This is a genomic window from Nocardioides zhouii (assembly GCF_004137345.1).
GTDB lineage: Bacteria > Actinomycetota > Actinomycetes > Propionibacteriales > Nocardioidaceae > Nocardioides > Nocardioides zhouii.
Genome location: NZ_SDWV01000004.1, coordinates 205,314 through 231,013 on the forward strand (window position 1 = coordinate 205,314; position 25,700 = coordinate 231,013).

The window sequence follows — 25,700 nt, forward strand, 5'->3', positions numbered from 1 at the left end:
ACATCCTCGCGGTGGTGGGTGGTGCTGGTTACCCCACGGTAGCCGCGATCACACCGGCACCGGCCGCGCTGGGGCGAAGATCACTCGCGCCGGGCACGAGGGATCTTCGACCCGGGCGGGTCCCGGGCGCTCAGCCCGCTGCGAGGGCCTCGCGCAAGCTGTCGGCGCCCAGCTCCGCGCCGTACGCCGGCTTGTCACGCTCGAAGCGCGCGCCCTCGGCGAGCGGCCCGGCGTCGACGACGTCGAAGCCGAAGGACTCGATCAGGTCGGTGACGACCGACTTGGCGTCCGCGTCGTCGCCCGCGATCGCGAGGGCGCGTCGGTCGTCGGCGCCGGCCGGGCGGCCCTCGGTGACGATGTGGGCGGCCTGGATCGCGTTGAACGCCTTGACGACCTTCGAGGTCGGCAGGTGCGCGGCCAGCATCTCGCTCACGCTCGTACGGCCCTCGTCGAGCTCGGCGTAGCGGCCGTCCCGCTCGAAGTAGTAGTTGTTCGTGTCGATGACGACCTTGCCGGCCAGGGGCTCAACCGGCACGTCGAGGTAGGCCTTGAACGGGACGGTCACCACCACCAGGTCACCGGCCTCCCCTGCCTCCTGGGCGGTCGCCGCCCGGGCTCGCGGGCCGAGGTCCGCGACGAGGTCGGACAAGGTCTCCGGGCCGCGCGAGTTGCTGAGCACGACGTCGTGCCCCTGCTCGATCGCGCGCCGGGCGATCGCCGTACCGATGTGTCCACTGCCGATGAGTCCGATGGTTGTCATGGTGGTGGAACGGCCCGCGCCGCGGTTTGCTTCCCCTCAGCCGGTGACGCCGAACCTCTCGACCCGGATGGCCTCGGGGCTGACGCCGGATGCGATCAGCAGGCCCTCCGCGAACTCGGCGAAGCGCGAGGAGCCACAGACGTACGCGAGCTCGGCACCGGCCAGCAGGGGGCCGATCTCGTCCGCGGTCGGAGGACCGGGCGGCCGGCCACCCGTGCCATCACGGGTGTACGCGATCGTGGCGCCCGCGCGGGCGAGCTCGTCGGCGTACGGCAGCTCCTCGGGGCTGCGCGCGACGGCGACCACGCGGAGCAGGTCGGAGCGGTCGAGGCGCCGGGCGGCGCGGATCATCGACACCGCGGGGACGAGCCCGGTGCCACCGACCAGGCAGAGCGCAGGCGTGTACGTGTCCCACCTGAACCATCGTCCGATCGGTCCGCGCAGCTCGAGGACGTCGCCGACCTCGGCCACGTCCGCGAGGAACTCCGAGACCTCGCCGTCCGGGAGCCGTTCGACGAGGAACTCCACGAGTGGGTCGCTGTCGTCGGAGGCCAGGGAGTAGGACCGCTGGGCGGTGTAGTCGTCGGGGGCGCGCAACCGGATGAGGTAGTGCTGCCCGGGCCAGTGGCGCTGGCGGTCGTCGACGTGCATGCGGAGCCGGACGAGGTGCGGTGCCGGGAAGTCCTTGCTGATGATGCGGCCGGTCGTCCAGGACGTCGCACCAACACCGACGGACGCGAAGGACCCGTCCGTCACGGGTCGCCCTGGTAGCGCTGCTCGAGCCACGGGTCGCCGCGATCGTGGTAGCCGTTGCTCTCCCAGAACCCGGGCCGATCCGTGGCCGTCAGCTCGAGCCGACTGATCCACTTCGCGGACTTCCAGAAGTAGAGGTGCGGGACCAGCAGGCGTACGGGGCCTCCGTGCTCGGCCGTCAACGGCCTCCCGTCGAACTCCCACACCACCCAGGCCTTGCCGCCCGTGACGTCCGCAAGGGGCAGGTTGGTCGTGTAACCGGTCGATGAGTGGGCCATCACGAACGCCGCCTCCGGCTGCGGCTCGGCGGCCGCGAGCAGGGTGTCGACGGAGACGCCGGCGAACACCACGTCGAACTTCGACCAGGTCGTGACGCAGTGGATGTCGCCGTTGTACGACGACCTCGGCAGCTGCTGCACCTCGTCCCACGTCCAGGTGGTCGGCTCACCCACGAGACCGTCCACACCGATGGTCCACGACTCGCGCTCGATCCGCGGCGTCGCCTCGGCGGTGAGCACCGGCCATCCCGCACCCGTGTCGTACTGACCGGGGGGCAGGCGGCCCTCGGGCCCGTCGGGTCGGCGGCGGCGGAAGCCTCGGGTCACGGGCACGATGCGAGCCTAGCGGCGAACGCACGAGCCGCGCCCCGGTCGGACCGGGGCGCGGCACGGAAGCGGAGCCGAGAGGTCAGCCGCGCAGCTTGGCCAGGTTGTCGAAGCTGTACTGGGCGTACGCCAGCGACTGACCCGGGGTGATGGGGGTCTGGGTGCCCGGGATGTTCGCGCTGGGCGCGGTGTCCTGCTCCCACATCGGGTTGTGGTAGCCCTTGGCGCCGACCCCGCCCAGGAACTTCACGTAGTCGATGTTGCCGGCACCGAACGGCACGATGTCGTAGCCGTTGCTCGTGCCCGGTCGCGATGCCCCGTCCTTGGCGTGGAACAGCGGGAAGCGCATCGGGCCGTAGGCGTTGACGGTGCCCAGCGGGTCGAAGTCGTCCGCGACCACGGTGCCGTCGGCGGCGACGTAGCTGCGGTGCTTGTACTGCGCCACGTGGGCCCAGTAGATGTCCATCTCCAGGAAGACGTAGCGCGAGTCGGTGTTGTTCATGAACCACTCGAGGCGTCGTACGCCGCTGGAGCGGGTGGGCCGGCCCTGCACGTCGAGCGGCCCCGAGTCGATCAGGTGGCTGTAGGCGATGTCGTGGTTGTGCGTGTAGAGCTTCAGCCCGTGCTTGTTCATCGCTCGCTCGCCGAGGATGTTCCAGCGGTCGGCCGCGAGCTGCCAGTCGGCCAGGTAGGCGGAGCCGGTGGGGTCGCTGCCGGTGCCGATGTGGCCCATGCCCAGGACGTTCGCCGCCTCGCAGGCGGCATCGAAGGTGGCCAGGGTGGCGTCGGTGATGGTGCTCGGGATGCTGCCGTGGTTGCCCTCGGCCTCGAGGCCGTTGTCGTCGAGCCACTGCTTGAGCAGGGCCGGAGCCGGCGTACGTCCACCCTCGGCGTTGACGTTCTGCGTGTAGCCGGCGAACTCGATCTGCTTGTAGCCGATCTTGGCCAGCTCGGCGAAGACCTCCTTGAAGCCCGAGGGGACGTCGAAGGCGTTGGGGTCACGGCTGATCGCGTCACGCACGCTGTAGAGGATGATCCCGAGCTTGCCCCTCGGGATGAGGACTCCCTTGCCGGCCGCGGCGGCCGGCGAGCTCAGCGGGCCGACCATGGATGCGGCCGCGACGCCCGTCGAGGCTGCCAGCAGCTGGCGGCGGTTGAGGCCGAGCCGGCGCATCAGCGCGGGCGTCTCGGTGGACCTGATGTCAGGGGTGTTCATGGTGCTCCTCCAGGGGCTCGATCACGGGACCACGGAATCCGATGTGGCGTGCGTCACGTCGTGACCCTGCGAACGTACGGAGTTACGACGACGTACGTCAATCTTTTGTCTCAGATTCGACAAAAGTGATTTCAGCGGCCCAGCACCTGCGGGACGCAGGGTCAGCTGCGCGCCACGCTGGCGGTGGGAGCGGCGGCGAGCATCAGTCGTCGCGCCCCCGGCCCAGCACCCGGTCCACGAGCGAGCGAGGTGGCCGCCACTCCTCCAGATCGATCCCCTCGGCGCGGGCACGCTCGACCAGGTCCACAACCGCCGCGGCACCAGTGACGTACGGCGTCATGACGGTCCGTATCCGCTCCAGCAGGCGCGCCGGACCGATCGCGCAGAACATGCTGCCCTCGGAGTCCAGCTCGACGCGCCCGGCGAGCCGGCGGCCGGCGTAGTGGAGCACGCCCTCCCAGAACGACCCGTTCGGCTCGACACCCGCGGCAACGAGCGCGTCGTCCACCGGCAGCTCTCCGCAGGGAAACGTGAGTGACGACTCACGGCCGTCGGCGTACAGCGAGAAGTGGTCCATGAATGGCATGGTGCCATCGGCGCCCGGCGCGTCGGACGACCAGAAGTCCCGGGCCTGACCAGGCGCCACGCTCGGCCCCACCTCGACGTACGAGTTGTGGTCGTCCGGCGCGCCGGCCGGCCACCCCGGACGCGATTCGCTCGCTTCGCGCGCAGCAGCGCCTCAGACGTTGAAGCGGAACGAAAACGGGGGTTTCGATCGTTCGTTGTCGACTGCCGAAACTGACCTCTGACCTGCGGAAACACTGCACTTGGCCCTTCGGGCACTCACCGTCAATTGGCGTCGCTTTCGGCTCTGGTGAGGGCAGATTGAGGGCAGAATTGGCCCTGCTAGGCGATGGATAGAGCAGTCGCCTCCGCAGCGAAACATCGCAGGTTCGCCTCTTGCCTGGGGATCATTCACGCTCAAGCAAGTCGCTCGACAGGCCGTCCAGTCACCCACTCAATACTTTGCTCCTTGCTCTGAACTTCGGCGCTCCGCGGGACGCCCAGCCGGGAGGAGCGCCGGAGGCCAGGTATGACTCGCCACGAGATGGAACGCGTCGGGGCGAACTCAAGCCCGGGACCTTCGGCTCTGACTCTCGAGACAGCCCGCGCCTACGTTCGGACCATGACGCACGAGACCAGCAAGAAATACCGGTTGGGTCCTGCCCAACGATCGGTGAACCAGCTGTACGCCGCGCTGACGCGGCTGCGACTGGGCACGTCGCACCGGCACCTGCTCACCGTGACCGGACGCCGAAGTGGGTTGCCGAGAACTACGCCCGTGGACGTGATGGACCACGACGGTGTCCTGTGGCTGGTCGCACCGTACGGGGAGGTCAACTGGGTGAAGAACCTACGCCAAGCGGGCGTCGCCGAACTGTGTCGCGGACGGAGGGTGCGCACCTTCGATGCTGAGGAGGTCGGTCCTGAGCTGGCCGCCCCAGTGATACGGCAGTACATCGCTCACGTACCTGTCACCCGAGCGTATTGGGGGGTCTCCTCCGAGGGCACCATCGACGAGTTGCGCACCGAGGCTCGAACCCACCCGGTGTTCCGCCTGACCGCATGTTGATGTCGGGTGCGGGGGCCTCGCGACCGTACGCGTAGGTCCTCGTCCCATCGGCGATGCGGATCAACGGTTGCGGCCGGTCCTCGAGCGAGCCAGAGCGCCCAGGTCGCTTCGATCCCGTCGGCCAACACGTCGAGATCGACGCTGTCGAGATCGCTAGTGACCCCGGGGTCGCCTACGATTCGACGCCGGAGAACAACGCCGTCAGGTCGAGCGAGGGGACATGCTTCCTGGAAGCCAACGACACGTAGGCACGCGCCATCGTGTCCTTCCCGAAGCCAAGGACCGTGCTCAGCAAGCCGATCGCCTCGGCCAGTTCTGGTGTCGACACGTCTGCGATGAGGCGGCGCCACATGGCCCCCTCGAGCGAGTTGAAGGCCAGTTGAACCTCGGCAATGTCGAATCCCGCGTCGAAACGCTCGGAGGCGACGCTTTCCGCGAAGGTGCTGACTGGCGTCAGGTCCTTGCTCTGGATCGCCGTGACGACCAGCTCGTAGAGGGCCGTCAGTCGCTGCCGTGTGAACTCCTCACCCGCCTTCTCGTAGTGAGTCGAGCGCGAGCGTCCGATGGCGTCAGAGGCCTCGTCGATCACGTCCGTCTTGGCTTTGTCGAGCAGCGCATCCAGTTCCATCGGTCTACCTCTTCCATCGAGTACTAGTCCTGCTAACGCAACCGCCCCGCCTCGGCGCCCTGTCACCGACGCGCCTCGCGAATGGAGGGTGGAGTCGACGCCGTCGGCTCGGGTGCGTCGACGTCGTCACCGATGGTGTCGAGCTGGGGCTCGAGATAGGTAAAGGACGTTTCTGACCGCCCTCCGTGCCAGACGCGCGGACCCCCGGCTTCACACCCGTGGACGGCGGCAGCGATGAGAAGCACGATGTTGACGAGTGTTCCGGCCCGTGCGTCCTGCCAGGAAGTCGATATGGCGATCTGCGAGACCGCCGCGGCGACGGCGGCCAGAAGCCACCACCATCTGGGTGCTCTGACGGCAAGCAGCGCTGCGGCGGCGATGACTAGCACGGCCGCGGCGAGCCAGACCGTTGCTTCCGCGGTTCCGATGGGGGTCGTGAGTTGGGAGACCTCCGCCCAGCCGAAACCTTTGAAGGCGCCGAGGAGATGGATCAAACCGTGGCCCGCCAAGGCCGCAACGAGCAACCATCCAAGCTTGGACATGCAAGCACCTCATCCCTCCCACTGCTGGATTCAGACCGCAAGTCAGGCACACGGGCCACCGCGCTCCTGCTCTGACGTTAGGCGCAGGCATCAGGCGCCGTCAGGGGACAACGACCTCTGCGGTAGGGCTGCTTGGCACTAGAGGAGCGCACGCAACGCGTGGTGATCTGGGCAGCACGACCCTGCGCAGTTGGATCAGGCATTCCCGCAGCTCGAAGTTACGCCTCTGGACTTCGTGACATGCACGGCCAACGGATTCCGGTGCGAGTCTTCATCCGACACGGGTGGCAGGTCAGCGGTGGATCGAGCTCTCAGCCGGTGCAGCAAGATCGACCACGCGGTCTACGAGATCCAGACCGACGGTTCCGTGGGTGATCCACAGGACCGAGCGGTCGCGCTCGCCGGTGAGGATCTCCTGCGCGAGCTCGGTCGCGGTCGCGCTGTCGAGGTGCGCGGCTGGTTCGTCGAGGACGAGCACCGGCTGGTCGGCCAGCAGGGACCGCGCGATCCCGATCCGCGCCCGCTCGCCACCCGACACCGCAGCGTGACCGTCGCCGAGCCAGGTGTGCACGCCCTCAGGGAGGTCGTCGAGCCAGTCACCGAGCCGGGCTCGGCGCAGGGCCGTCTCGACCTCCACGTCGGTGGCGCCGGGCCGTGCCAGGCGTACGTTCTCCACGAGTGTGGTCCCGAAGACGTGGGGGTGGTCGTCCACGAGGCCGGTCGTCCTCCGCACGTCGGCCAGGCTCATGGACCGGGTGTCACATCTGCCGAGCATGACCTTCCCGCTCGACGGGTCGAGGAAGCGGAGCAGCAGGGCTGCGAGGGTGGACTTTCCCACGCCCGACGGACCGACCACTGCGACCCGCTCGCCCGGGGCGAGGTGCACGGACAGCTCCGCCGTGAGGCTGTCTCCCGTCGCCCACCGGGCCTGCACGCGGTCGACGTCGACCTCGTGCCCGACAGGCCTGCCGATGGCCACGGTGTCCCGGACGGCGGGCGCGGTCCGTTCGAGCGCGCGCAGCCGGCTCTCGGCGGCGGCCGTCCGCACGGAGAGCGCGCCCGCGTCCGTCAGCGGCAGCGTCACATCCGCCAGGGCGAGGGGCAGCAGCACCAGCAGGGCCATCATCGGACCCGTCACCGATCCGCCCGCGACCGCCGATGACGCAAGGGTCGCCATGACAGCCATGGCGACCCCAGTGGTGAGCAGCACGACGGCTCGCGCACCGCCCGTCCAGCTGGCGGCTCCGCTGCCCGCACGACCGAGGGCTCGACCGGTGCGGGCGATGCGGTCCGTGGCGCGTCCCGCGGCCTGCCACATCAACAGCTCCTCGGCGACCTGCACGGACTCGAGCACCTCGGTCGACAGCCGCGACCGCAGGTCCACCAGCATCCGCTCGGCCCGGCGCGCCCCCCAACGGGGACCGAGGTAGCCCGCCGAGCCGGCGATCGCGCAGCAGGCGAGAACGACGGCGCCCGCCACCGGCAGGACCAGCGCGGCGACCAGCGAGGCGACGGCAGCCACCAGGACGAACTGGCGTACCGGCATCCGTACCCGCAGCTGCCGGTCAACGACGCTGTCGACGTCGTCCACCACGGAGCTCAGCACGTCGCCGCGACGTCGACCCAACCGAGCCGGCACCAGCGGGACCAGGGCGTCGTACACCTCCACCCGGCGACGGCCGAGCAGCCGCAGCGCGGCGTCGTGCGAGCGCAGCCGCTCGACGTAGCGCAGGACGGGCCTGGCCAGGCCGAAGGCGCGTACGCCGACGACCGCGAGCAGCAGCGTCAGCACGGGCGGGTGGGTGGAGGCCTGGACGATCAGCCAACCGGCGGTGGCCGTGAGCGCAACGCCGGACATCGACGCGAGGGCGCCGATGACCGTGCTGATGACGAATCCCTCTGCCGCGTGGTCCGCGATGGACTCGGCAGGCGCGTCCTCGATCCGGATGGCAGCCGTGGACGTGGTGACCGAGTCCCGTGTGGACCGCGTCCGGGGCGAGCTCGCCGTCGGTCGGAGGTCGAGCCGTCGGTCGGCGAGTGCGACCAGCATGGGGCGGTGCGCCACGACGATCACGGAGCTACGGCGCCCGAGCTCGAGGATCACGTCGGCGATCACGCGCTCGGTGAGCTCGTCGAGGTGCGCCGTGGGCTCGTCGAGCAGGACCCATGGTCGGTCCGCGAGCACGATCCTCGCGAGCGCCAGCCGGGCGCGCTCGCCGGCCGAGAGGGTGGTGCCGTCCTCGCCCAGTGGCTCGTCGATCCCGCGGGGCAGCTCGTGGATCCGCACCTCGAGCGCGACCTCGCGCAGCGCCATCCACAGGGCTGCCTCGGTCGCGTCCGGGCGGGCGAGCCGCAGGTTGTCGGCGATGGTGCCTGCCACGAACTGCGGCTGCTGGGGAAGCCAGGCGACCTGTGCCTGCCATGACCTGCCGCCCGTTGGCGACCCGTGGGAGGTCACGGTGCCGTCCGTGGCGGGCACGAGCCCGGCCAGCACTGCGAGCAGGGTGGACTTGCCACACCCCGACGGGCCGGTCACCGCCGTCACTCCGCGTGCCGGGATCCGTGCGTCGACGGGACCCAGTGCCGGCACGGTGCGCTCGGCGTACGTCACGGTGAGACCGACCAGCACCAGCGGCGCGCCGGGCTCGGCCGGGGCGTCGAGGTCGCCGTAGCCGTCGACCGACATCAACCGGTCCGCGGCCTCGAACGTGGCGGCTCCCTCGGCCGCGGCGTGGAACTCCGCACCGACCCGGCGCAGCGGCCAGTACGCCTCGGGCGCGAGCAGCAGTACGACGAGCGCAGTGCCGAGCTCCAGCGAGCCCTGCGCGAGCCGGACCCCCACCGTCACCGCGACGAGCGCGACCGACAAGGTCGCGACCAGCTCCAGTACGGCCGAGGACGCGAAGGCGATGCGCAGGGTCCGCAGCGAGGCGACTCGGTAGCGGTCGGTGACTTCGGCGATGCGGCTCGACTGCACCCGCTCCCGACGGTGGGCCACCAGTGTCGGCAGTCCACGCACGACGTCGACGAAGTGCCCGGACAGCGCTTCCATCGCGCGCCACTGCTCGGCTGCGCGGTCACGCGTGGCGAGTCCGACGAGCGCACCGAAGACCGGGACGAGGGGAAGTGTCGCGAGGACGATGACCGCGCTGAGCAGGTCCTGCGTCGCCATCGCGACCACCGCCAGCGGTGGCAGCACCGCGGCCAGCACGAGCGCTGGCACGTAGCGGGTGAGATAGGGCTCGCACGCAGAGACACCGCGGGTGACCAGGACGGTGACCTCTCCGCTGCTGCCCGAGCGGGGGCGGTGCACGGCGGCTGCCACGAGGTCGCTGCGCAGGGAGGTGCCCACGGCCGCAGCGGCACGGGCAGCCAGCCAGTCGCCCGCCGCTCCGACGAGTCCGCGCCCCAGCAGTACCGCGACGACTCCCAGCCCCCACTGGGGCACGTGGTCCCCGTCGAGGGCCGCGACGATCAGCCCGGCGACCACCCACGCCTGCGCGATGACCAGCAGGCCCGACACCAGACCGGCCGTAGCGACACCGACCAATGGCCGCCGCCCGGGAGCGAGCCGGGCGCGGACGCGGGGGTCGCCCGGCCTCACCGTTCGGCGCCGACGGCCGCCGGGATGTGGTGGACGGCGATCCGCTTGCGGAACACCCAGTAGGTCCACCCCTGGTAGGCGAGGACGAGCGGCGTGAAGATGACCGCGACGACCGTCATGATCCTGAGGGTGTACGCCGTGGCCGCCGCGTTCGTCGTCGTCAGGCTGGTCCCGCTGGTGAGCGTCGTCGGCATCACGTCGGGAAACAGGGCCAGGAACAGGCCGGCCACCCCGAGTCCGATCGCGACGAAGGTGCCCAGGAACGCCCATCCCTCACGCCCCTGCGTCGCGACCGCCAGCCCCGCGAGGAGTGCGGCTGCCGCGCCCGCAAAGGCGACCGCAGAGGCGACGCTTCCGGTCTCGAGCTGCGTCCAGCCGAGGAAGAGCACCGCGGCGACCGCCGCCGCGGCCCCCACCGGCAGGGCCAGCGCTCGCGCCCGGTGCCGGATCTCGCCGTCGGTCTTCAGCGCGATGAACAGCGCGCCGTGGGTGAGGAACAGCAGGAGCGTCATCGCGCCGCCGAGCAGCGCGTAGGGGTTCAGGAGGTTGAAGAAGCCACCCACGTACTCCAGGTCGGAGTCGATCGGGACACCGCGCAGGATGTTGGCGAACGCCACTCCCCACAACACCGATGGCAGCAGCGACCCGACGATGATGGCCGCGTCCCAGCGACGGCGCCACTGGTCGTCGTCCCGCTTGGCCCGGTACTCGAATGCCACGCCGCGGACGATGAGGGCGACCAGGATGAGCAGCAGCGGCAGGTAGAAGCCGCTGAAAAGCGTGGCGTACCACTCGGGGAACGCAGCGAAGGTCGCTCCCCCGGCCACCAGCAGCCACACCTCGTTGCCGTCCCAGACGGGTCCGATCGTGTTGATCATGACGCGGCGCTCGGTGTCGTCGCGAGCCAGCACCGGTAGGAGCATCCCGACGCCGAAGTCGAATCCTTCCAGGGTGAAGTAGCCGATCCAAAGGACGGCGATCAGGATGAACCAGATGGTCGTGAGCTCCACGGGTCTCTCGTCTCGGGTCAGTAGGCGAACGCGAGCGGGCGGTCGTTGCCGGGCTCGTCGACGTCGGGGTGGGGGTCGGGCACCGGGTCGGCACCTCGTGCGATGTAGGTCAGGAGGAGGCGCACCTCGATCACGGCGAGCACGCCGTACAGCGCGGTCAGCACGATCAGCGAGGTCAGCACCTCACCGGCACTGACGCCCGGCGAGACCGCCCGATCGGTCGTCATGAGCCCGAAGACGGCCCACGGCTGCCGGCCGAGCTCGGTGAAGATCCATCCGAAGGAGTTGGCGAACAGAGGCATGAAGGGCAACGCCATCGCCACCCACACGGTCCGCCGGCCGGCCGGCGACCGCCCGGCCCGGGTGATCCACAGGATCCAGGCCGCGATGAGGGTCGCGAGGATCCCGAGCCCGATCATCAGGCGGAAGGTCCAGTAGGTGACGGGGATGATCGGGGTGTAGCCGTCCTCGGAGTAGTAGGCCGCACCGGGGTCCTGGCCATACGTCTCCTCGTACTGAGCCCTGAGGTCGTTGATGCCCTGCACCTCGCCCTGGGGGTCACCGGTGGCGAGGAAGGACAGCAGCCCGGGAACGGTGACGGAGAAGGTCTCCTTCTCGCCGTCCAGGGTGCCGAGGGTGAACAGCGAGAAGTCCGCCGGCGCCTCGGTGTCGTAGAGCGCCTCGGCGGCCGCCATCTTCATCGGCTGCACGTCGGTCATGATCTTGCCCTGGAAGTCTCCGGTGATCGCCACGCCGATGCCCGACACCAGCACGATCGCCGCGCCGGTGCGCACCGCCAGGCGGTACATCGACCGATCCCCCTCGGAGGAACGTCGGCCCAGCTGCCACATCGCGACACCGACGACGAACGCCGCGCCGGTCATGTACGCCGCCAGCACCACGTGCGGGAACGTCACGAGCTGCACCTTGTTGAGCAGCACCGCCGCGAAGTCGTTCATCTCGGCGCGACCCGTGTCGGGGTTGTAGGCGAAGCCGACCGGGTTCTGCATCCACGAGTTGGCCGCGAGGATGAAGTAGGCGGACAACAACGTGCCGACGTGCACGAGCACCATGCACGCCGCGTGCAGCTTCGCCGGCAACCGGTCCCAGCCGAAGATCCACAGGCCGAGGAAGGTGGACTCGAGGAAGAAGGCCAGCAGCCCCTCGACAGCGAGCGGTGCCCCGAACACGTCCCCGACGAAGCGGGAGTAGTCGCTCCAGTTCATCCCGAACTGGAACTCCTGGACGATGCCGGTCACCACGCCGATGGCGAAGTTGATGAGGAAGAGCTTGCCGAAGAACTTCGTCAGCCGGAGCCACTGCTCGTTGCGGGTGCGGACCCACGTGATCTCGTAGCCGGCGATGATGGCCGATAGCCCGATCGTGATCGGGACGAACAAGAAGTGGTACACGGTGACGATGGCGAACTGCCACCGGGCGATGTCGGTCGGGTCCACGATCCGGTCTCCTGTCGGCACATCTGTCCTCGGCCACGGACGCCCGCGGCCGCTTCCACGCTAGGGATCGCCCGCGGGGCGCAGCACGGTCCAAGTTCCCCTCCCGACGGGACCTTGGTCCCGTCCTGGGGCGTCGGTCAGGGCCTGGGCGTGGATCCTCCGACGAGGCGGGTGAGGTCGGCGAGGCGGCACGTGTAGCCCCACTCGTTGTCGTACCAGCCGAAGACCTTCACGAAGCGGCCCGACGCCTGGGTGAGGCCGGAGTCGAAGACGCACGACGCCCCGTCCCCGATGACGTCGGTCGAGACGAACGGGCCGTCCTCGTAGCGGAGCAGGCCGGCAAGAGGACCGGACGCGGCCGCCGCAGCGAAGGCCGCGTTGACCTCCTCCGCGGTGACGTCGCGCTCGAGGAGAACTCCGAGGTCGACGAGCGACCCGTCGACCACGGGCACCCGCAGAGCCACTCCGTCGAGGCGTCCGGCGATCTCGGGCAGGACCTCCCCCACCGCCTTCGCCGCACCGGTCGTGGTCGGGACGATGTTGACGGCGGCCGAGCGGGCGCGACGGGCGTCCTTGTGCGGGCCGTCGAGGAGGTTCTGGTCGCCGGTGTAGGCGTGCACCGTGGTCATGAATCCCTGCTGGATGCCGAACGCGTCGTGCAGGACCTTGACCATCGGCGCCACACAGTTGGTGGTGCAGGAGGCGTTGGAGACGACCAGGTGCGCGGCAGCGTCGTACGTCGTGTCGTTGACCCCCATCACGATGGTGGCGTCCACGGACTTGCCGGGAGCGGAGATGACTACCCGCTGGGCTCCGGCGCGCAAGTGACCGGCAGCCGTGTCGCGCGTCCGGAACTTACCGGTGCACTCCACGGCCACCTCGACGTTCTCGCTGGCCCAGGGCAGCTGCTCGGGGTCGCGACACGACGAGACGGCGATCTTGCGCCCGTCGACGACAAGCACGTCGCCGTCCACCTCGATCTCGCCTGGGAAGCGGCCGAAGGTGCTGTCACGACGCAGCAGGTTGGCCATGGTCGCGACGTCCATGACGTCGTTCACCGCCACGACCTCGAGGTCGTCCGTCTGTGCGGCACGGCGCAGTAGGGCACGTCCCACACGTCCCATGCCGTTGATGCCGATCCGGATGCTCATCGCGGTGCCTTCCCGGGCCGCCGCGGTCGCGCGGCCTCGACCCCACGCTGGTAGGCGCAGCGACATCACCACAGGGCCAAAGGTCACCCGTCGTACGGGTCCTGGTGCAAGACCAGCCCGCACTGGTGGTCCCTCGGGGACAAACTGTCGCGAACCCGCGAGTTCACTAAAGTGCGGAGCCGGCCATCTCGGGCTCGACGTCGGGGATCACTGGCACGAGTGTGGCCGGCACGACCCGGACCGGGCAGTGCGCGTGCAGCAACACCGTGCGTGCGGTGGACCCCAGGTGCGCCGCGGCTGGGAAGCCATGTGCTCTGCGCACGATGATCAGCTCGTCGGCGCCCTCCGACGCCGCCACGAGTGCGTGCGCCGGATGGTCGTGCACGATCCGGAGCTCCACGTCGACGTCCGGGTGGCTACGTCGCCACGGAGCGACGTGCTCCTCGACCGCCTTCGACTCACGCTCGGACCATTCGGCGAGGGTGCCCGGGTCGGACACGATGATGTCGTCGTACGCCGAGGGGAACCGCCACGCATGCAGGACGACGAGCCGACTGCCGCGCCGTCGGGCGACCTCGAACGCCTCTGCCATCAGGGCATCGGACAGGTCGGCCGCCTTGACCGCCACCAGGACGGTTCCCGTCTCACCTTCGTCCCGCCACGTCTCTGGCACGGACACGACCGGGACGGCCGCACGCGCGGCGACACCGGTGGACACGTTGCCGGTGAGGAGCCGGCTCGACACGGCACGCCGGTCGCTACCGACGACGATCGCGAAGGCGTGCTCTCCGCCTTCCGTGAGTGTCCTCACCGCTCCCCCGCGCTTCAGGTGCGTCTCCACGACACCGGCGGAGGACGAGGTGTCGACCTCGCGGAGCGTCGACTCGAGTGTTGCGCGGCCGGCGGCCGTGAAGTCCTCGGGGACGATGTGATGCATGCCGGCCATCGGGACGTAGTCGTGGACGACGTGGATGACGTCCACCTTGCCACCGCTGCTGGCGGCCTCCTTGATGGCATACCGCAGCGCCGCGGCGCTGCCCGGTGTGCCGTCGACACCGACCACCAGGTCGCGGGTTCGGTGGGTGGCACGGTTCGCGTTCGACATGGTCGGTACCTCCTGAGTGGGATGTGCTGGCACCACCAGACTCCGGCGCACTGGCGCCGGGCGACAGGGCCGGACGGACGTCAGGCGCGGGACGAACGGCCCGGCTCAGTGCGCAGCGTCCCTCGTGTGGCCAGGTCAACACCGCGACTGCCCGACCAGGAAGGAGACCGTGGCCAGGCCACTCATCACGCGAGTCAACGACCGCCGCCAGTCCTGGAGCCAGCCAGGGACCACCACGCTGCATCGATCCCCTCAACCAGCACGTCGAGATCGGCGACGTCGAGATCGCTGGTGATCCCGAAGGTCAGCTCACCGCAGTAGCTGAACATGGCGACCCCGATGCGAATGCGGTCGGCGATCGGCACGTACGGCAACATCTGCTCGACCTCACGGCCCAGGCACGAAAGCGGCTGCTGCGGGCCGGGCACGTTGGTGGTGACGGTGGACAGGTGGTGGTGAGGGAGCCGCAGGGCCAGCCTGGTTGCAGTCTCGACCAGCGGGTAGGGGACGGCGCTGAGCAGCTGTTGGGCCACCACGCCTGCCTCTGGCTCGCGGTCGCGTCGCAGCCGGTCCACCAGGTCGTGGATCGCGCGGACCCGCTCGACAGGGTCGTCGAGCTCGACCGGAAGGTCAGCGAGTAGTAGCGTCACTCGGTTGTCCGGTCCGTCGACCAACGCTCCGTCCCAGGCTGATACGGGCACCAGGGACCGGATCGCCCTGGAGTGTGGCTCGATGCCCCGGTGCACGAGTAGTGCGCGGAACCCGCCGGTCACCGCTGCGAGAGCCACGTCGTTGACCGTGACGTGCATGTCGCGACGAACCTCGCGGACTGATGCCAGTGGCACGCCGGTCCACGCGTAGCGCCGTCCCTCTCCGATCAGGCCCGTCACCGACGGTCCGTGGACCGGGACCAGCGCCGGGAGGAAGGCCGAACCACCGCGTCCCGCGACCCAGGCCGCTCCAGCAGCCCTGCGCAGCCGGGACCTCGGGACCCTTCGCACCCCGACGGCCGTGGCCGCTGTCTCGTGCGGGACGTCATAGACCACACGCAGAAGTGCCGTGCCGGACACTCCGTCGGCCAGAGCATGGTGGACGCGACACAACAGTCCCCACCGGCCGCCGGCCAGCCCGTCGCACAGCGTGATGTCCCAGAGCGGACGATCCCGGTCCATCCGCGCCGCCATGGCTCGGCCCACGAGCTCGGCAACGTCGCCCCGCTCACCCGGAGTTGTGACCTCTGCCTTGCGCACGTGGAGGCGGACGTCGAGGGCCGGGTCGTCCTCCCACCTGGGCGGCCGCAGCTCGAGCGCGGTACGCCGGATCCGCTGGCGGTAGCGGGGAGCCAACGCGAGCCGCTGCTCCACCAGCCGTCGGAGCTCGTCCAACGACGGCGCGGGCCCGGCCAGCACGGCGAACGACCCGATCACCAGCGACACGTGCGGGTCGACGTCCTCGGCGGACAGGAAGGCAGCAGACAGAGCGCTCAGATGGTCTGACATCGTTCTCCTCGCCAGGTGAATTCCGGATCGCCGTCAGGCGTACATCGAGTCCAGGAGTGACCGGTACTTCGTCTCCACGAACCTGCGGCGGACCTTGAGGCTGGGCGTGACCTCGCCGTCCTCGACGGTGAGGTCACGGTCGAGGATGCGGAAGTCCTTGACCGTCTCCCAGCGGTTCAGCTTGCCGTTGACCTGTGCGATGCACCGTGTCACGTACTCGAGGAGGCTGGGGTGAGCCGTCAAGCGGGCGTAGTCCGTCTCGGCCAAGCCTCTGGCTGCCGCCCACTGCGCCACCGCTTCCGGGTCCAGGGTGACCAGAGCCGTCGCGTAGCTACGGCCCTCAGCATGGACGACCATCTGGCTGGCCAGTGGACACTCGGCCTTGAAGAGCACCTCGACCAGCTGGGGTGCGATGTACTTGCCTCCGGAGGTCTTGATCAGGTCCTTCTTGCGGTCGGTGATGCGCAGGTCACCGCGCTCGTCGAGCTGGCCCACGTCACCTGTCGACAGCCAACCGTCGGCATCGAGGACTTCGTCCGTCGCGTCGGGGAGTCCGTGGTAGCCGCGCATGACGCTCGGCCCCCGCACGAGGATCTCGCCGTCGGCGGCGATCCGCACCTCGGTGCCGAGCAGTGGTGGACCCACGGCGCCCAGCACGGGGTCGTTGATGCGCACCAGGCACGTGCCTGCGCTGGTCTCGGTCAGGCCGTAGCCCTCGAGGATCAACATTCCGGAGGCGTTGAACCAGGCAGCGATCTCCGGCGAGAGGGCCGCGCTTCCTGAGATCAGGAACCGGATCCGTCCACCCAGTCGGGCGCGGACCTTGGCCAGCACCAGTCGTTCGGCCACCTCGTGCTGCACGCGTGTGACGGGACCTGGCCGACGCCCCTCCAGCTCCGTGCGAGCAACCCGGTCGCCGACCCGGAAGGCCCAACCGAACAGGGTTGCTCGAAGGCCACCCTCCTCCTCGACGGTCTGCACGATCTTGGCGTGCACCTTCTCGAAGATCCTCGGTGGACCGGCCATGAAGGTCGGGCGCACCTCGGCGAGGTTCGTCACGATGCGGTCCATTCGGCCGTCGACGGCGGTCGGGAAGCCCACCTGAAGCTGGACCGTCTCCAGCATCTTGCCGAAGGAGTGCGACAGCGGGAGCCACAGGTACTACAGGTCCTTCTGTGCCAGGAAGCCCAGCCCCTCGGCCGCGGCTCCGATGTAGGTCCAGCACCGATGTGGCAGTTCAACACCCTTGGGACGTCCCGTGGCGCCGGAGGTGTAGATCAGTGTTGCCAGGTGCTCGGGAAGAATCGCGTCGACCACTCCTTCGACCGCGGTCGGAAACGCGGCCAGGTGCATGGTCCCCAAGCCCTTGAGGTCCTCGAGGGAGAGCACCCAGTCGCCGTCGGCGGTGCCGTCGAAGGTGATGACGCGCTCGAGGTCAGGGAGCCCGCCGCGGAGACCCCTCAGCTTGGTGACCTGGGCGTCGTCTTCGGCGAACGCGATCCTGGTGCCGCTGTCGGCCAGGATCAGCGCCACGTCATCGGCGCTAGTCGTGGGGTAGACGGTGGTCGTCGCCGCACCCGCGCAGGTGATGGCGAGATCGGCGTAGATCCAGTCGATGCGGGTGCTGCTCGCGATCGCCACCCGATCCTCGTGCCTGATGCCCAGCGCCAGCAGGCCGGCGGCCAGCACGTCGACCGTCTTCCGCGTCTCGGCCCACGTCACCGAGCCCCAACCGTCAGACGTAGGAAATCGATACGCCTCCACGTCCGGCGAGGCCGCGACACGGTCGTAGAACATCCGCGCAACCGACGTGGCCTGGTTCGGCTGGAGTGGGTGGCTGATGCTGAGCTGCTCGTTCGACATGCTGCTCCCTGGTGGATCAGACGGCTACGTGGTCCTCGTCGCGCTCGACCACGAGCGTCACCTTGGAGACCAGGGCAGCGACCGCGCCGATGGCGACGAGGACGGGTGCGACGGCCGCGGTGAACACGGTGACGGCAAGCCCGGCCGGGAGCGGGATCTCGATCAGCGTGGTGCCATCCTCGCGCTTGACGATGATGCGCCGCACGCCTGCCTCGTGCGCAAGCTCGCGCACCTTCCCCATCAGGTCTTCGCCGCTGACCTCGAACTCTTCGGTCTTGGTCGACGTGCCGTTCGCGTGGGTGACCTCGTTCATGTCGCGCTCCTGTCTGTCGCCATCTGGCGCTCGTGTCTCGACCCTGCGGTGGGCCGGGGACGCTCTCCATGCTGGTCGAGTCGCCCTCCCGCCCCTAGAGGCCTTCGACCCTGGTCCCCGGGACGTGGACAGCGGAGGATCATCGTGTGCAGGAGCTGATCGTGACGTCCGGCCCGAGCACAGCGGTCGGCTGGTTCGCTGGCGCGAGCGACCCTGTGAAGGTCTGCGCCCTGTCCACGTCGGACGGGGTCGAGTTCACGGCGGAGGGCATCTCCGCGTTCTCCAGCGGGAGCGTCGACGTCTCCGGCACGTCGCTCACAACACCCGATTCCCGCCGACGACAGTGGCCGGCTGCCGCCGACATTCCGTGGCAGCTTCGACGCAGCCAGGGGATCGACGATCGAGGTCCACCTCTCCGACGGCATCACACCCTCGACATCTCGGTCCGGGCCTCCGGCTGAGCTCTCGCCGCGTCGCGCACCGTGCATACCTCGACAGGTAGGGACGTTCGGCACTGTTGCTGCCTGGCTGTGCAACGGACCGTCGGGGCATGTCAATGCTGCAGCGACCGAGCGACCTGTCGAGCAACGATCTGGGTGACGCGTGGCGCGGGTTCCGGGGCGCGGGGTGGCGCGAGTCGGTCGACACCCGAGCCTTCCTCCAGGCGAACTACACGCCGTACGAGGGCGACGCCTCGTTCCTGACTCCGGCCACTGAACGGACGACCACGTTGTGGGGCCGGCTGACCGCCATGTTCCCGGAAGAACGCGAACGTGGCGTCTACGACGTGGACCCCCACACCCCGGCTTCGATCACCGCGCATCGTCCGGGATACATCGACCGCGACGTCGAGCTGATCGTCGGGTTGCAGACCGACGCACCGCTGCGGCGCGCGATCATGCCCAACGGTGGCTGGCGCATGGTCGAGACCAGCCTGAAGACCTACGGCTACGACGTCGATCCGCGGCTGGCAGAGATCTACACCGTGCACCGCAAGACCCACAACGACGGGGTGTTCGACGCGTACACCGAGGAGGTACGCGCGGCACGCCGATCGAGCGTCATCACCGGACTGCCCGACTCCTACGGCCGGGGCCGCATCATCGGCGACTACCGCCGCGTGGCCCTCTACGGAGTGGACCGGTTGATCGTCGACAAGACCCTCGTGAAGGCATCGCTGGACGCACTGCCGTCCAGCGAGGACGTGATCCGGGACCGGGAGGAGCTCGCCGAGCAGATCCGGGCGCTGGGCGAGCTGCGCGCCATGGCGCTCACCTACGGCTTCGACATCTCCGGACCCGCCACCACCGGCCAGCAGGCGATCCAGTGGCTCTACTTCGGCTACCTAGCGGCCGTGAAGGAGCAGAACGGCGCTGCCATGTCGCTGGGACGCGTCTCGACGTTCCTGGATATCTACCTGGAGCGCGACATCGACGAGGGGCGGTTGGACGAGTCGCGCGCCCAGGAGCTGGTCGACGACCTGGTGATCAAGCTCCGGATCGTGCGCTTCCTCCGGACGCCTGAGTACGACGCCCTGTTCTCCGGGGACCCGACCTGGGTCACCGAATGCCTGGGTGGGATGGGCGAGGACGGACGCACCCTCGTCACACGCTCGTCATTCCGCTTCCTGCAGACGCTGTACAACCTCGGACCGGCGCCCGAACCCAACCTCACGGTGCTGTGGTCGGCGCGGCTGCCGAAGGGCTTCAAGGACTTCGCCGCCTCGGTCTCGATCGACACCAGCAGCATCCAGTACGAGTCCGACGAGCTCGTGCGGCCGGTGACCGGCGACGACACGGCCATCGCCTGCTGCGTCTCCGCCATGACGGTCGGCAAGCAGATGCAGTTCTTCGGTGCCCGCGTGAACCTCGCGAAGACACTGCTCTACGCCATCAATGGTGGTCGTGACGAGATCACGGGCAAGCAGGTGGGCCCGGTCACCAGCCCGGTCACGGGCGACGTCCTGGACTACGACGACGTCCTCCGAAGGCTCGACGTCGAGATGGACTGGCTGGCCCGGGTGTACGTCGACGCGCTCAACGTCATCCACTACATGCACGACAAGTACGCCTACGAGCGCGTCGAGATGGCGCTGCACGACCACCCGGTCCGTCGTACGATGGCGATGGGCATCGCCGGCCTGGCGGTGGCCGCGGACAGCCTCTCAGCGATCAGTGCAGCGACGGTGAGCGTGGTCCGGGACGAGACCGGCCTCGTCGTCGACTACGTGGTCGACGGTGACTATCCGGCGTACGGCAACAACGACGACCGCGCTGACCACATCGCGGTCGACCTCGTCGAGCGGTTCATGGCGAAGATCCGTACCTACCCGACGTACCGCGGCGCCGTCCCGACCCAGTCGGTGCTGACGATCACGTCCAACGTGGTGTACGGCAAGTCGACCGGCAACACCCCGGACGGTCGACGCCTCGGTGAGCCGTTCTCACCCGGGGCGAACCCGATGAACGGGCGAGACCGGCACGGCTGGGCCGCCTCGGCACTCTCGGTCGCCAAGCTGCCCTACGACCAGGCGCTTGACGGGATCTCCTTGACCAGCAACCTGGTGCCGAACGCCCTGGGGAGGACCCCAGGAGAAAAGGTGGACAACCTCACCGGCATCCTGGACGCGTTCTTCGGTGCTCAGGGCTTCCACGTCAACGTGAACGTCCTCAGTCGCGAGACGCTGCTCGATGCGATGGAGCACCCGGAGCAGTACCCCCAGCTGACCGTCCGCGTCTCGGGGTATGCCGTCAACTTCGTGCGGCTCACCCGCGAGCAGCAGCTCGACGTCATTCACCGCACTTTTCACGGCTCGCTCTAGTGGAACCGTTGCCGACACCCACGACCTCGATGCCACTGTCCATCACACCGGTGCGTGAGCACCACGGTGGGTCCAGGGCGGAGCTGGAGGCGGAGCTGGCCCAGGAGGGTGACCCGGAGATCGGCTACTACCACTCCTACGAGATCACGGGCACGGTCAACGGTCCCGGTGTGCGCTTCACGCTCTTCCTCTCGGGGTGCCCCCTGCGCTGTCAGTACTGCGAGAACGCCGACACCTGGACCCTGACGAACGGGCGCCGGGTCACGATGGGGCGGATGCTGGACGAAGTGGCCAAGTACGCAGAGTTCGTGACCACGGCCCACGGCGGCATCACCGTCGGCGGGGGCGAGCCGATGCTGCAGATCAGGTTCCTGGAGGCCTTGCTGCGCCGGTGCAAGGAAGACCTCGGGCTGCACACGGCGGTCGACACGTCGGGCTTCCTCGGCGCACGCGCCACCGACGAGTTCCTCGACCTGGTGGACCTGTTCCTCCTGGACATCAAGTCTGGCGACCCGGAGACCTACCGAGTCGTCACCAGCGCTGATCTGGAGCCGACGCTGGCCTTCGCCCGGCGACTCTCCGAGCACGGCAACCGCATGTGGGTGCGCTTCGTTCTCGTCCCAGGGCTCACCGATGCACCCGAGAACGTCGAGGCGGTGGCCTCCTTCACCGCGACGTTGTCCGGCGTCGAGCGGGTCGAGGTCCTTCCTTTCCACCAGCTGGGAGCAGCCAAGTGGGCCGAGCTCGGTCTCGACTACCAGCTCACCGACGTTGCGCCACCAGCCCCCCAGCTGGTGCGGCGCGTGGAGGACCAGTTCCGCTCACACGGCCTCAACGTCGTCTGGGAGAGACCGGAGCGAGGTCGTAGCTCCCGGAGCACGGGGGCGGCCGCCTTGGCGAATCACCACGAATGGCCGACTGCTACCCACGAGGTGCGTCAACGCACTGCCGCGCCGACCATCAGTTGAACCACGGACAGACTTGGTCGCGCGTGCGCAGCGCGTGCCTGTGCCCGGGGTCGCTCAGCAGCGGACGCGGCACAGCGGAGGCCGAGGGACCGGGCACCAACACCCGCGTGTCATCGATGGCGCCTTGACCCGATGGCACCCGTGACCCTGCCACGGACGGGACGGGCGGCAGCTCGACAGCGACTTCGCTCACTCCGGACCCCACGTCCTTGACCGTGGTGTGGCCCAGGCGGCGCAGCATCGACAGGGACGCCTCGTTGTCGTTGAAGACCTCGGTGACGATGCGGTCCACGCCCACGGGGCGCTGACGCATCAGCACGTCGAGCAGTCCGGTGGCGACGCCGCGCCCCTGCCACTCGTCCTTGACCGTGACGGCGAGATCCGCGGCGTCGGGGACGTCGGCGTAGCGCACCATCCGGGCCACCGCGACCGGGTCGTAGACGTCGGGACTCGTCTCGACGCACAGGACCAGGGCAGTGTGATCGATACCGTCAACGTCGTCGACGAGGCGCTCCAGCATGCTCTCGCTGAGGTGCTTCACCGATGCCAGGAACCTGTGGCGGCGAGAGTCTGGTGTCAGCGCCTCGAACCCAGCGACCAGGGCCGCCTTGTCCGTGGGCCGCAGTGAAATGGCGAACGCGTCGGTGCTGTCACGCAGCTTGATCTGCTCGATCATCAAGCCTCCCCAGTCCGCAGCCTAGGGCACCGCAACTGCGGGTCCTCCACTCGACTGCGCAATCGGCCGAGCCCGGTCGCGATCGGCGTGGCCAAGGACACGACCTGACGCTTCTCACTCCACTGGTGGCGCGCAGGTCCAATGGCCCTAGGAGAAAGACCCGGCCTCCTTCACCGTGGGCAGATGCCCACAACCCCGCTCAGCAAGGACGTGCTCGGCGCCGACGTGGAGCTGCTTCTCGTCGACGTCGACGTCCTGCTCCAACACCTGGACTGCGACGCTTCCGGACTGTCCGAGGCAGAGGCCGAGCGCAGGCTCGCCGTCACCGGGCCCAACCAGCTCACCGTCGAACAGCGGAGCAGCCTGCCTGCCGCCCTGCTTCGCCAGCTCACGCACCCGCTGGCGCTGCTGCTGTGGCTCGCGGCCGCCCTGGCACTGGGCACCCAAGGCGTGACGCTCGGAGCGGCGATCATCTGCGTCATCGCACTCAACGCGGGCTTCGCCCTCGTCCAGGAGCGGCACGCCGAACACGCCGTCGCTGCCCTGGCTCTCTACCTGCCACCGCACGCCACCGTCGTCCGGGACGGGCGACGAAGGCTTGTCGACGCGGCGAGCGTCGTCCCTGGAGACGTGATGCTCGTGGATGAAGGCGCGGCGGTGAGCGCCGACGCTCGCATCCTGGAGGGCGCTGTCGAGCTCGACATGTCGGCCGTAACCGGCGAGTCCGCACCTGTCACCAGACAGGCCGCCCCGACGCCCCCGACTGCGGCCGACCTCGGGCGGCGTGTCGTGGATGCAGAGGACGTCCTGCTGTCCGGGACCACGTGTGCATCCGGGGAGGCCTTGGCCCTCGTCGTGCACACCGGGATGTCGACCGAGCTGGGACGGATCGCCGGACTGTCCACCCGCACCCACCAGGACCCCAGCCCGCTCGAGGAGCAGGTCCGTCGAGTGGCCTGGTTGATCGCCGGCGTGGCTGTCGCCGTCGGGGTGGCCTTCCTGCCCCTGGGCATGCTCGCAGGTCTGAGCTTCACCGAGGCGTCGGTGTTCGCCATCGGTCTGCTGGTCGCCAACGTTCCGGAAGGCCTGCTCCCGACCATCACTCTCGCTCTGGCCGTGGGCGTGGCCGACCTCGCCCGACGAGGAGGGCTGGTCAAACGACTGAGCGCGGTCGAGACCCTCGGATCCACTGACGTGATCTGCACCGACAAGACGGGCACCCTCACCCAGAACCGGATGCAGGTGCACAGCGTGTGGTCCGGCTCAGCACGACGCACCATCGGGGACCCTGAGGCCGTTCGACTGGCCCGCGTCCTCCGGTCCTGCTCCACGGCGGACCGCGAGGCGAACCTCGGCGACCCCACTGAGCTTGCTCTGCTCGATGCCGCCGACCGGGTGTGCAGCGCCGCGCTCGCTCCGCGCGCATCTGTCGAGCAGGTGTTCCACTTCGATCCGCGGCGGCGCCTGATGTCCGTCGTGGCAGTTCCGGCCGCGGGTGCCACCAGCGGCGGCCACGAGGTCGGTTGAGGCCGAGGACCAGGTCGAAGATCGAGGACGGATAGCGCCCCGTAAAGAGCAGGACGACGCCCGCGACCAGCACCAGCACCCCGATCAACCCGCCACCCCACATCCACGGCGCCTGCTCCCCCGACGTCGCCTCGTTGGCGACGTAGACCGATCCACCGACGAAGATGCCGACCACCACGTAGTGCGGAAGGGCCAGGAGTCACCACTTCACCAGCACCAGCCCGCGCGACAGGCGCTCCGGGTAGGCGATCTCGAGGTGCGCCGGGTAGTCGGGGACGTCAGCGAGCGTGAACGGCGGATAGCGGTCGGTGCCCAGTGCGCCGTAGGCGTAGTAGGCGACCCGCCAGCTCCACCGCAGGGCCCCGACGTTGAAGTCGAAGATCTGGCGGGGATAGCGGCCGGTGAACGCGATGGCGAAGAACGCCACGATGCTCAGCACCACGAACGCCAGCCACAGGAAGGCCAGGACGAGGTAGTGCGGGAGGATGAGGATCCACTTGACGAGTCAGAGCCCGCGACTGAGCTGCGCGTCGGGTGAGGCATCCACGCGGACCGGGTAGGTCGAAGTCGTCATCGCGCGACCGCAGCCTCTCGCCACGTGCGGAGGGTTCCGGAGCTGACGGGGTCCCCTCGGGTCGGGCGTACGACGATCACGGTGCAGGTGGCGTGCCCGACGACTCCCTGGCTGACGGACCCGAGCAGGAGGTTGCGGAAGCCGCCGTGTCCGCGGCTGCCGACCACCAGGAGGTCGGCTGCGCTGGCGGCGTCGATGATGGCCGTGACGGTGGGCCCCATCGGCAGGCTCACGCGGACCTCGACGTCCGGGTACTGCTCCGACCAGCCGGCCATCACCTCGGCGAGCAGCAGGTGCTTGTCGGCGAGCTGGTCGTTGCGGGTGTCCGGCAGCGGACCGGCGGTCGCGCGGGTCCACCACGCGTGGATGACGTCGAGGTGCACACCTCGCACCGAGGCCTGCTCGAAGGCGTGAGCCAGGGCCAGCTCGGACCCGGCCGACCCATCGACGGCGACGGCCACGCCCCTCTGGCCGGCGGGGTGGCTGCTTACCTCGCGGACGACGACGACCGGACACTGCGCATGGGTGACCACCTGCGACGCCACGGAACCGAGCGCAGCGCCCATGACCGGGCCGTAGCTGCTGCGACCCACGACCAGGCTGTGCGCCCGGGCGGACAGCTCGACCAGCACCCCGGCTGCGCGCTCGAGAGTGCTTGCGATCGTGACGACCAGATCGGGATCGGAAGCCCGGGCCGAGGCGACCGCTGCGGCGAGGTGCTCCTCAGCGGACTCCAGTGCCTCGCTCGCGATGATCGCGTCGACGTACGCCTCTTCGAAGGCGATCGTCCCGCCGTGCGGCTGATGAACTCCCGCGCTCACGAGGTGCAGGCTCAGGTCCCGCCGCGAGGCCTCGTCGACGGCCCACGCAAGGGCTGCGTCACTGTGGGGGGAGCCGTCGATGCCGACGACGATGGTCCGGTGCCCGATGTTGTCCGTGCCACCACTGTGGAGGCCTCGGTGGCCGATGGAGCAGAGGCGAAGGTCTCGGTGCAC

The 25,700-nt window shown here is 69.2% G+C and carries 22 protein-coding genes and 1 pseudogene; 5 read left to right on the plus strand and 18 right to left on the minus strand.

All coding sequences use genetic code 11. From position 1 onward, the window contains the following. Window positions 1-130: 130 nt before the first annotated feature. From EUA94_RS05700 to EUA94_RS05720, 5 genes are all read right to left on the minus strand, one after another. A complete protein-coding gene (locus tag EUA94_RS05700; protein WP_129425567.1) occupies window positions 131-760 on the minus strand; it encodes an NADPH-dependent F420 reductase in 630 nt (209 codons plus the stop codon). Between the two features lie 36 nt (window positions 761-796). Next, window positions 797-1,516, minus strand: coding sequence for an FAD-binding oxidoreductase (locus EUA94_RS05705; protein ID WP_242494693.1), 720 nt, complete (start codon window positions 1,514-1,516; stop codon window positions 797-799). After that, window positions 1,513-2,124, minus strand: a complete 612-nt coding sequence (locus tag EUA94_RS05710) for a molybdopterin-dependent oxidoreductase (RefSeq protein WP_242494694.1) — start codon at window positions 2,122-2,124, stop codon at window positions 1,513-1,515. Before EUA94_RS05710 ends, EUA94_RS05705 begins: the two co-directional genes overlap by 4 nt. 76 nt (window positions 2,125-2,200) lie before the next feature. Beyond that, window positions 2,201-3,334 carry a sugar phosphate isomerase/epimerase family protein gene (locus tag EUA94_RS05715; RefSeq protein ID WP_129425571.1) on the minus strand — a complete coding sequence of 378 codons (1,134 nt, stop codon included), beginning with the start codon at window positions 3,332-3,334 and terminating at the stop codon, window positions 2,201-2,203. A 202-nt stretch (window positions 3,335-3,536) separates the two neighbouring features. Continuing rightward, window positions 3,537-3,911, minus strand: coding sequence for a hypothetical protein (locus EUA94_RS05720; protein ID WP_129425573.1), 375 nt, complete (start codon window positions 3,909-3,911; stop codon window positions 3,537-3,539). Window positions 3,912-4,520: 609 nt separating this feature from the next. Between EUA94_RS05720 and EUA94_RS05725 the strand changes: the two genes are divergently transcribed. Then, window positions 4,521-4,967: a nitroreductase family deazaflavin-dependent oxidoreductase gene (locus EUA94_RS05725; RefSeq protein WP_165356816.1), complete on the plus strand. Its 447-nt coding sequence runs from the start codon at window positions 4,521-4,523 to the stop codon at window positions 4,965-4,967. 172 nt (window positions 4,968-5,139) lie between these two features. Here EUA94_RS05725 and EUA94_RS05730 read toward each other — a convergent pair whose 3' ends face one another. From EUA94_RS05730 to EUA94_RS05775, 10 genes and pseudogenes are all read right to left on the minus strand, one after another. Next, window positions 5,140-5,595: an RsbRD N-terminal domain-containing protein gene (locus EUA94_RS05730; protein WP_129425577.1), complete on the minus strand. Its 456-nt coding sequence runs from the start codon at window positions 5,593-5,595 to the stop codon at window positions 5,140-5,142. Between the two features lie 62 nt (window positions 5,596-5,657). Next, complete coding sequence (locus EUA94_RS05735; RefSeq protein ID WP_129425579.1) at window positions 5,658-6,137, minus strand: hypothetical protein; 480 nt, start codon at window positions 6,135-6,137, stop codon at window positions 5,658-5,660. A 292-nt stretch (window positions 6,138-6,429) separates the two neighbouring features. Then, window positions 6,430-9,741 (minus strand): thiol reductant ABC exporter subunit CydD, encoded by a 3,312-nt coding sequence (cydD, locus tag EUA94_RS05740; protein ID WP_129425581.1) that lies wholly within the window; start codon window positions 9,739-9,741, stop codon window positions 6,430-6,432. Continuing rightward, on the minus strand, window positions 9,738-10,751 hold the full coding sequence (gene cydB / locus EUA94_RS05745; protein WP_129425583.1) for a cytochrome d ubiquinol oxidase subunit II: 1,014 nt from the start codon (window positions 10,749-10,751) through the stop codon (window positions 9,738-9,740). The genes cydD and cydB overlap by 4 nt, the downstream gene beginning before the upstream one ends. Window positions 10,752-10,768: 17 nt before the next feature. Next, window positions 10,769-12,208: a cytochrome ubiquinol oxidase subunit I gene (locus EUA94_RS05750; protein WP_129425585.1), complete on the minus strand. Its 1,440-nt coding sequence runs from the start codon at window positions 12,206-12,208 to the stop codon at window positions 10,769-10,771. 137 nt (window positions 12,209-12,345) lie between these two features. Continuing rightward, window positions 12,346-13,359: a type I glyceraldehyde-3-phosphate dehydrogenase gene (gene gap, locus EUA94_RS05755; protein ID WP_129425587.1), complete on the minus strand. Its 1,014-nt coding sequence runs from the start codon at window positions 13,357-13,359 to the stop codon at window positions 12,346-12,348. Between the two features lie 166 nt (window positions 13,360-13,525). After that, window positions 13,526-14,464: a universal stress protein gene (locus EUA94_RS05760; RefSeq protein ID WP_129425589.1), complete on the minus strand. Its 939-nt coding sequence runs from the start codon at window positions 14,462-14,464 to the stop codon at window positions 13,526-13,528. Between the two features lie 194 nt (window positions 14,465-14,658). Further along, complete coding sequence (locus EUA94_RS05765; RefSeq protein WP_129425591.1) at window positions 14,659-15,963, minus strand: wax ester/triacylglycerol synthase family O-acyltransferase; 1,305 nt, start codon at window positions 15,961-15,963, stop codon at window positions 14,659-14,661. Between the two features lie 33 nt (window positions 15,964-15,996). Then, window positions 15,997-17,826: pseudogene (locus tag EUA94_RS05770) on the minus strand (AMP-dependent synthetase/ligase). 16 nt (window positions 17,827-17,842) lie between these two features. After that, window positions 17,843-18,139 carry a DUF4342 domain-containing protein gene (locus EUA94_RS05775; protein ID WP_129425593.1) on the minus strand — a complete coding sequence of 99 codons (297 nt, stop codon included), beginning with the start codon at window positions 18,137-18,139 and terminating at the stop codon, window positions 17,843-17,845. 146 nt (window positions 18,140-18,285) lie between these two features. Here EUA94_RS05775 and EUA94_RS05780 point away from each other — a divergent pair, with 146 nt between their 5' ends. From EUA94_RS05780 to pflA, 3 genes are all read left to right on the plus strand, one after another. Next, window positions 18,286-18,600: a hypothetical protein gene (locus EUA94_RS05780; RefSeq protein WP_129425595.1), complete on the plus strand. Its 315-nt coding sequence runs from the start codon at window positions 18,286-18,288 to the stop codon at window positions 18,598-18,600. Between the two features lie 89 nt (window positions 18,601-18,689). Further along, window positions 18,690-20,960, plus strand: coding sequence for a formate C-acetyltransferase (gene pflB, locus EUA94_RS05785; protein ID WP_207210414.1), 2,271 nt, complete (start codon window positions 18,690-18,692; stop codon window positions 20,958-20,960). A 29-nt stretch (window positions 20,961-20,989) separates the two neighbouring features. Then, complete coding sequence (gene pflA, locus EUA94_RS05790; protein ID WP_129425597.1) at window positions 20,990-21,928, plus strand: pyruvate formate-lyase-activating protein; 939 nt, start codon at window positions 20,990-20,992, stop codon at window positions 21,926-21,928. Here pflA and EUA94_RS05795 read toward each other — a convergent pair. Further along, window positions 21,921-22,604 carry a GNAT family N-acetyltransferase gene (locus EUA94_RS05795; RefSeq protein ID WP_129425599.1) on the minus strand — a complete coding sequence of 228 codons (684 nt, stop codon included), beginning with the start codon at window positions 22,602-22,604 and terminating at the stop codon, window positions 21,921-21,923. The genes pflA and EUA94_RS05795 overlap by 8 nt on opposite strands. A 183-nt stretch (window positions 22,605-22,787) precedes the next feature. On the opposite strand from EUA94_RS05795, the gene EUA94_RS05800 reads away from it, so the two are divergent. Next, window positions 22,788-24,131 carry an HAD-IC family P-type ATPase gene (locus EUA94_RS05800; protein ID WP_129425601.1) on the plus strand — a complete coding sequence of 448 codons (1,344 nt, stop codon included), beginning with the start codon at window positions 22,788-22,790 and terminating at the stop codon, window positions 24,129-24,131. Window positions 24,132-24,330: 199 nt separating this feature from the next. Here the strand turns inward: EUA94_RS05800 and EUA94_RS22385 are convergent, their stop codons facing one another. Both EUA94_RS22385 and EUA94_RS05810 read right to left on the minus strand, forming a co-directional pair. After that, entirely contained in the window at window positions 24,331-24,573 is a 243-nt protein-coding gene (locus EUA94_RS22385; protein ID WP_242494696.1) for a DUF4389 domain-containing protein, read from the minus strand. A gap of 128 nt (window positions 24,574-24,701) precedes the next feature. After that, a complete protein-coding gene (locus EUA94_RS05810) occupies window positions 24,702-25,700 on the minus strand; it encodes a universal stress protein (protein ID WP_129425603.1) in 999 nt (332 codons plus the stop codon).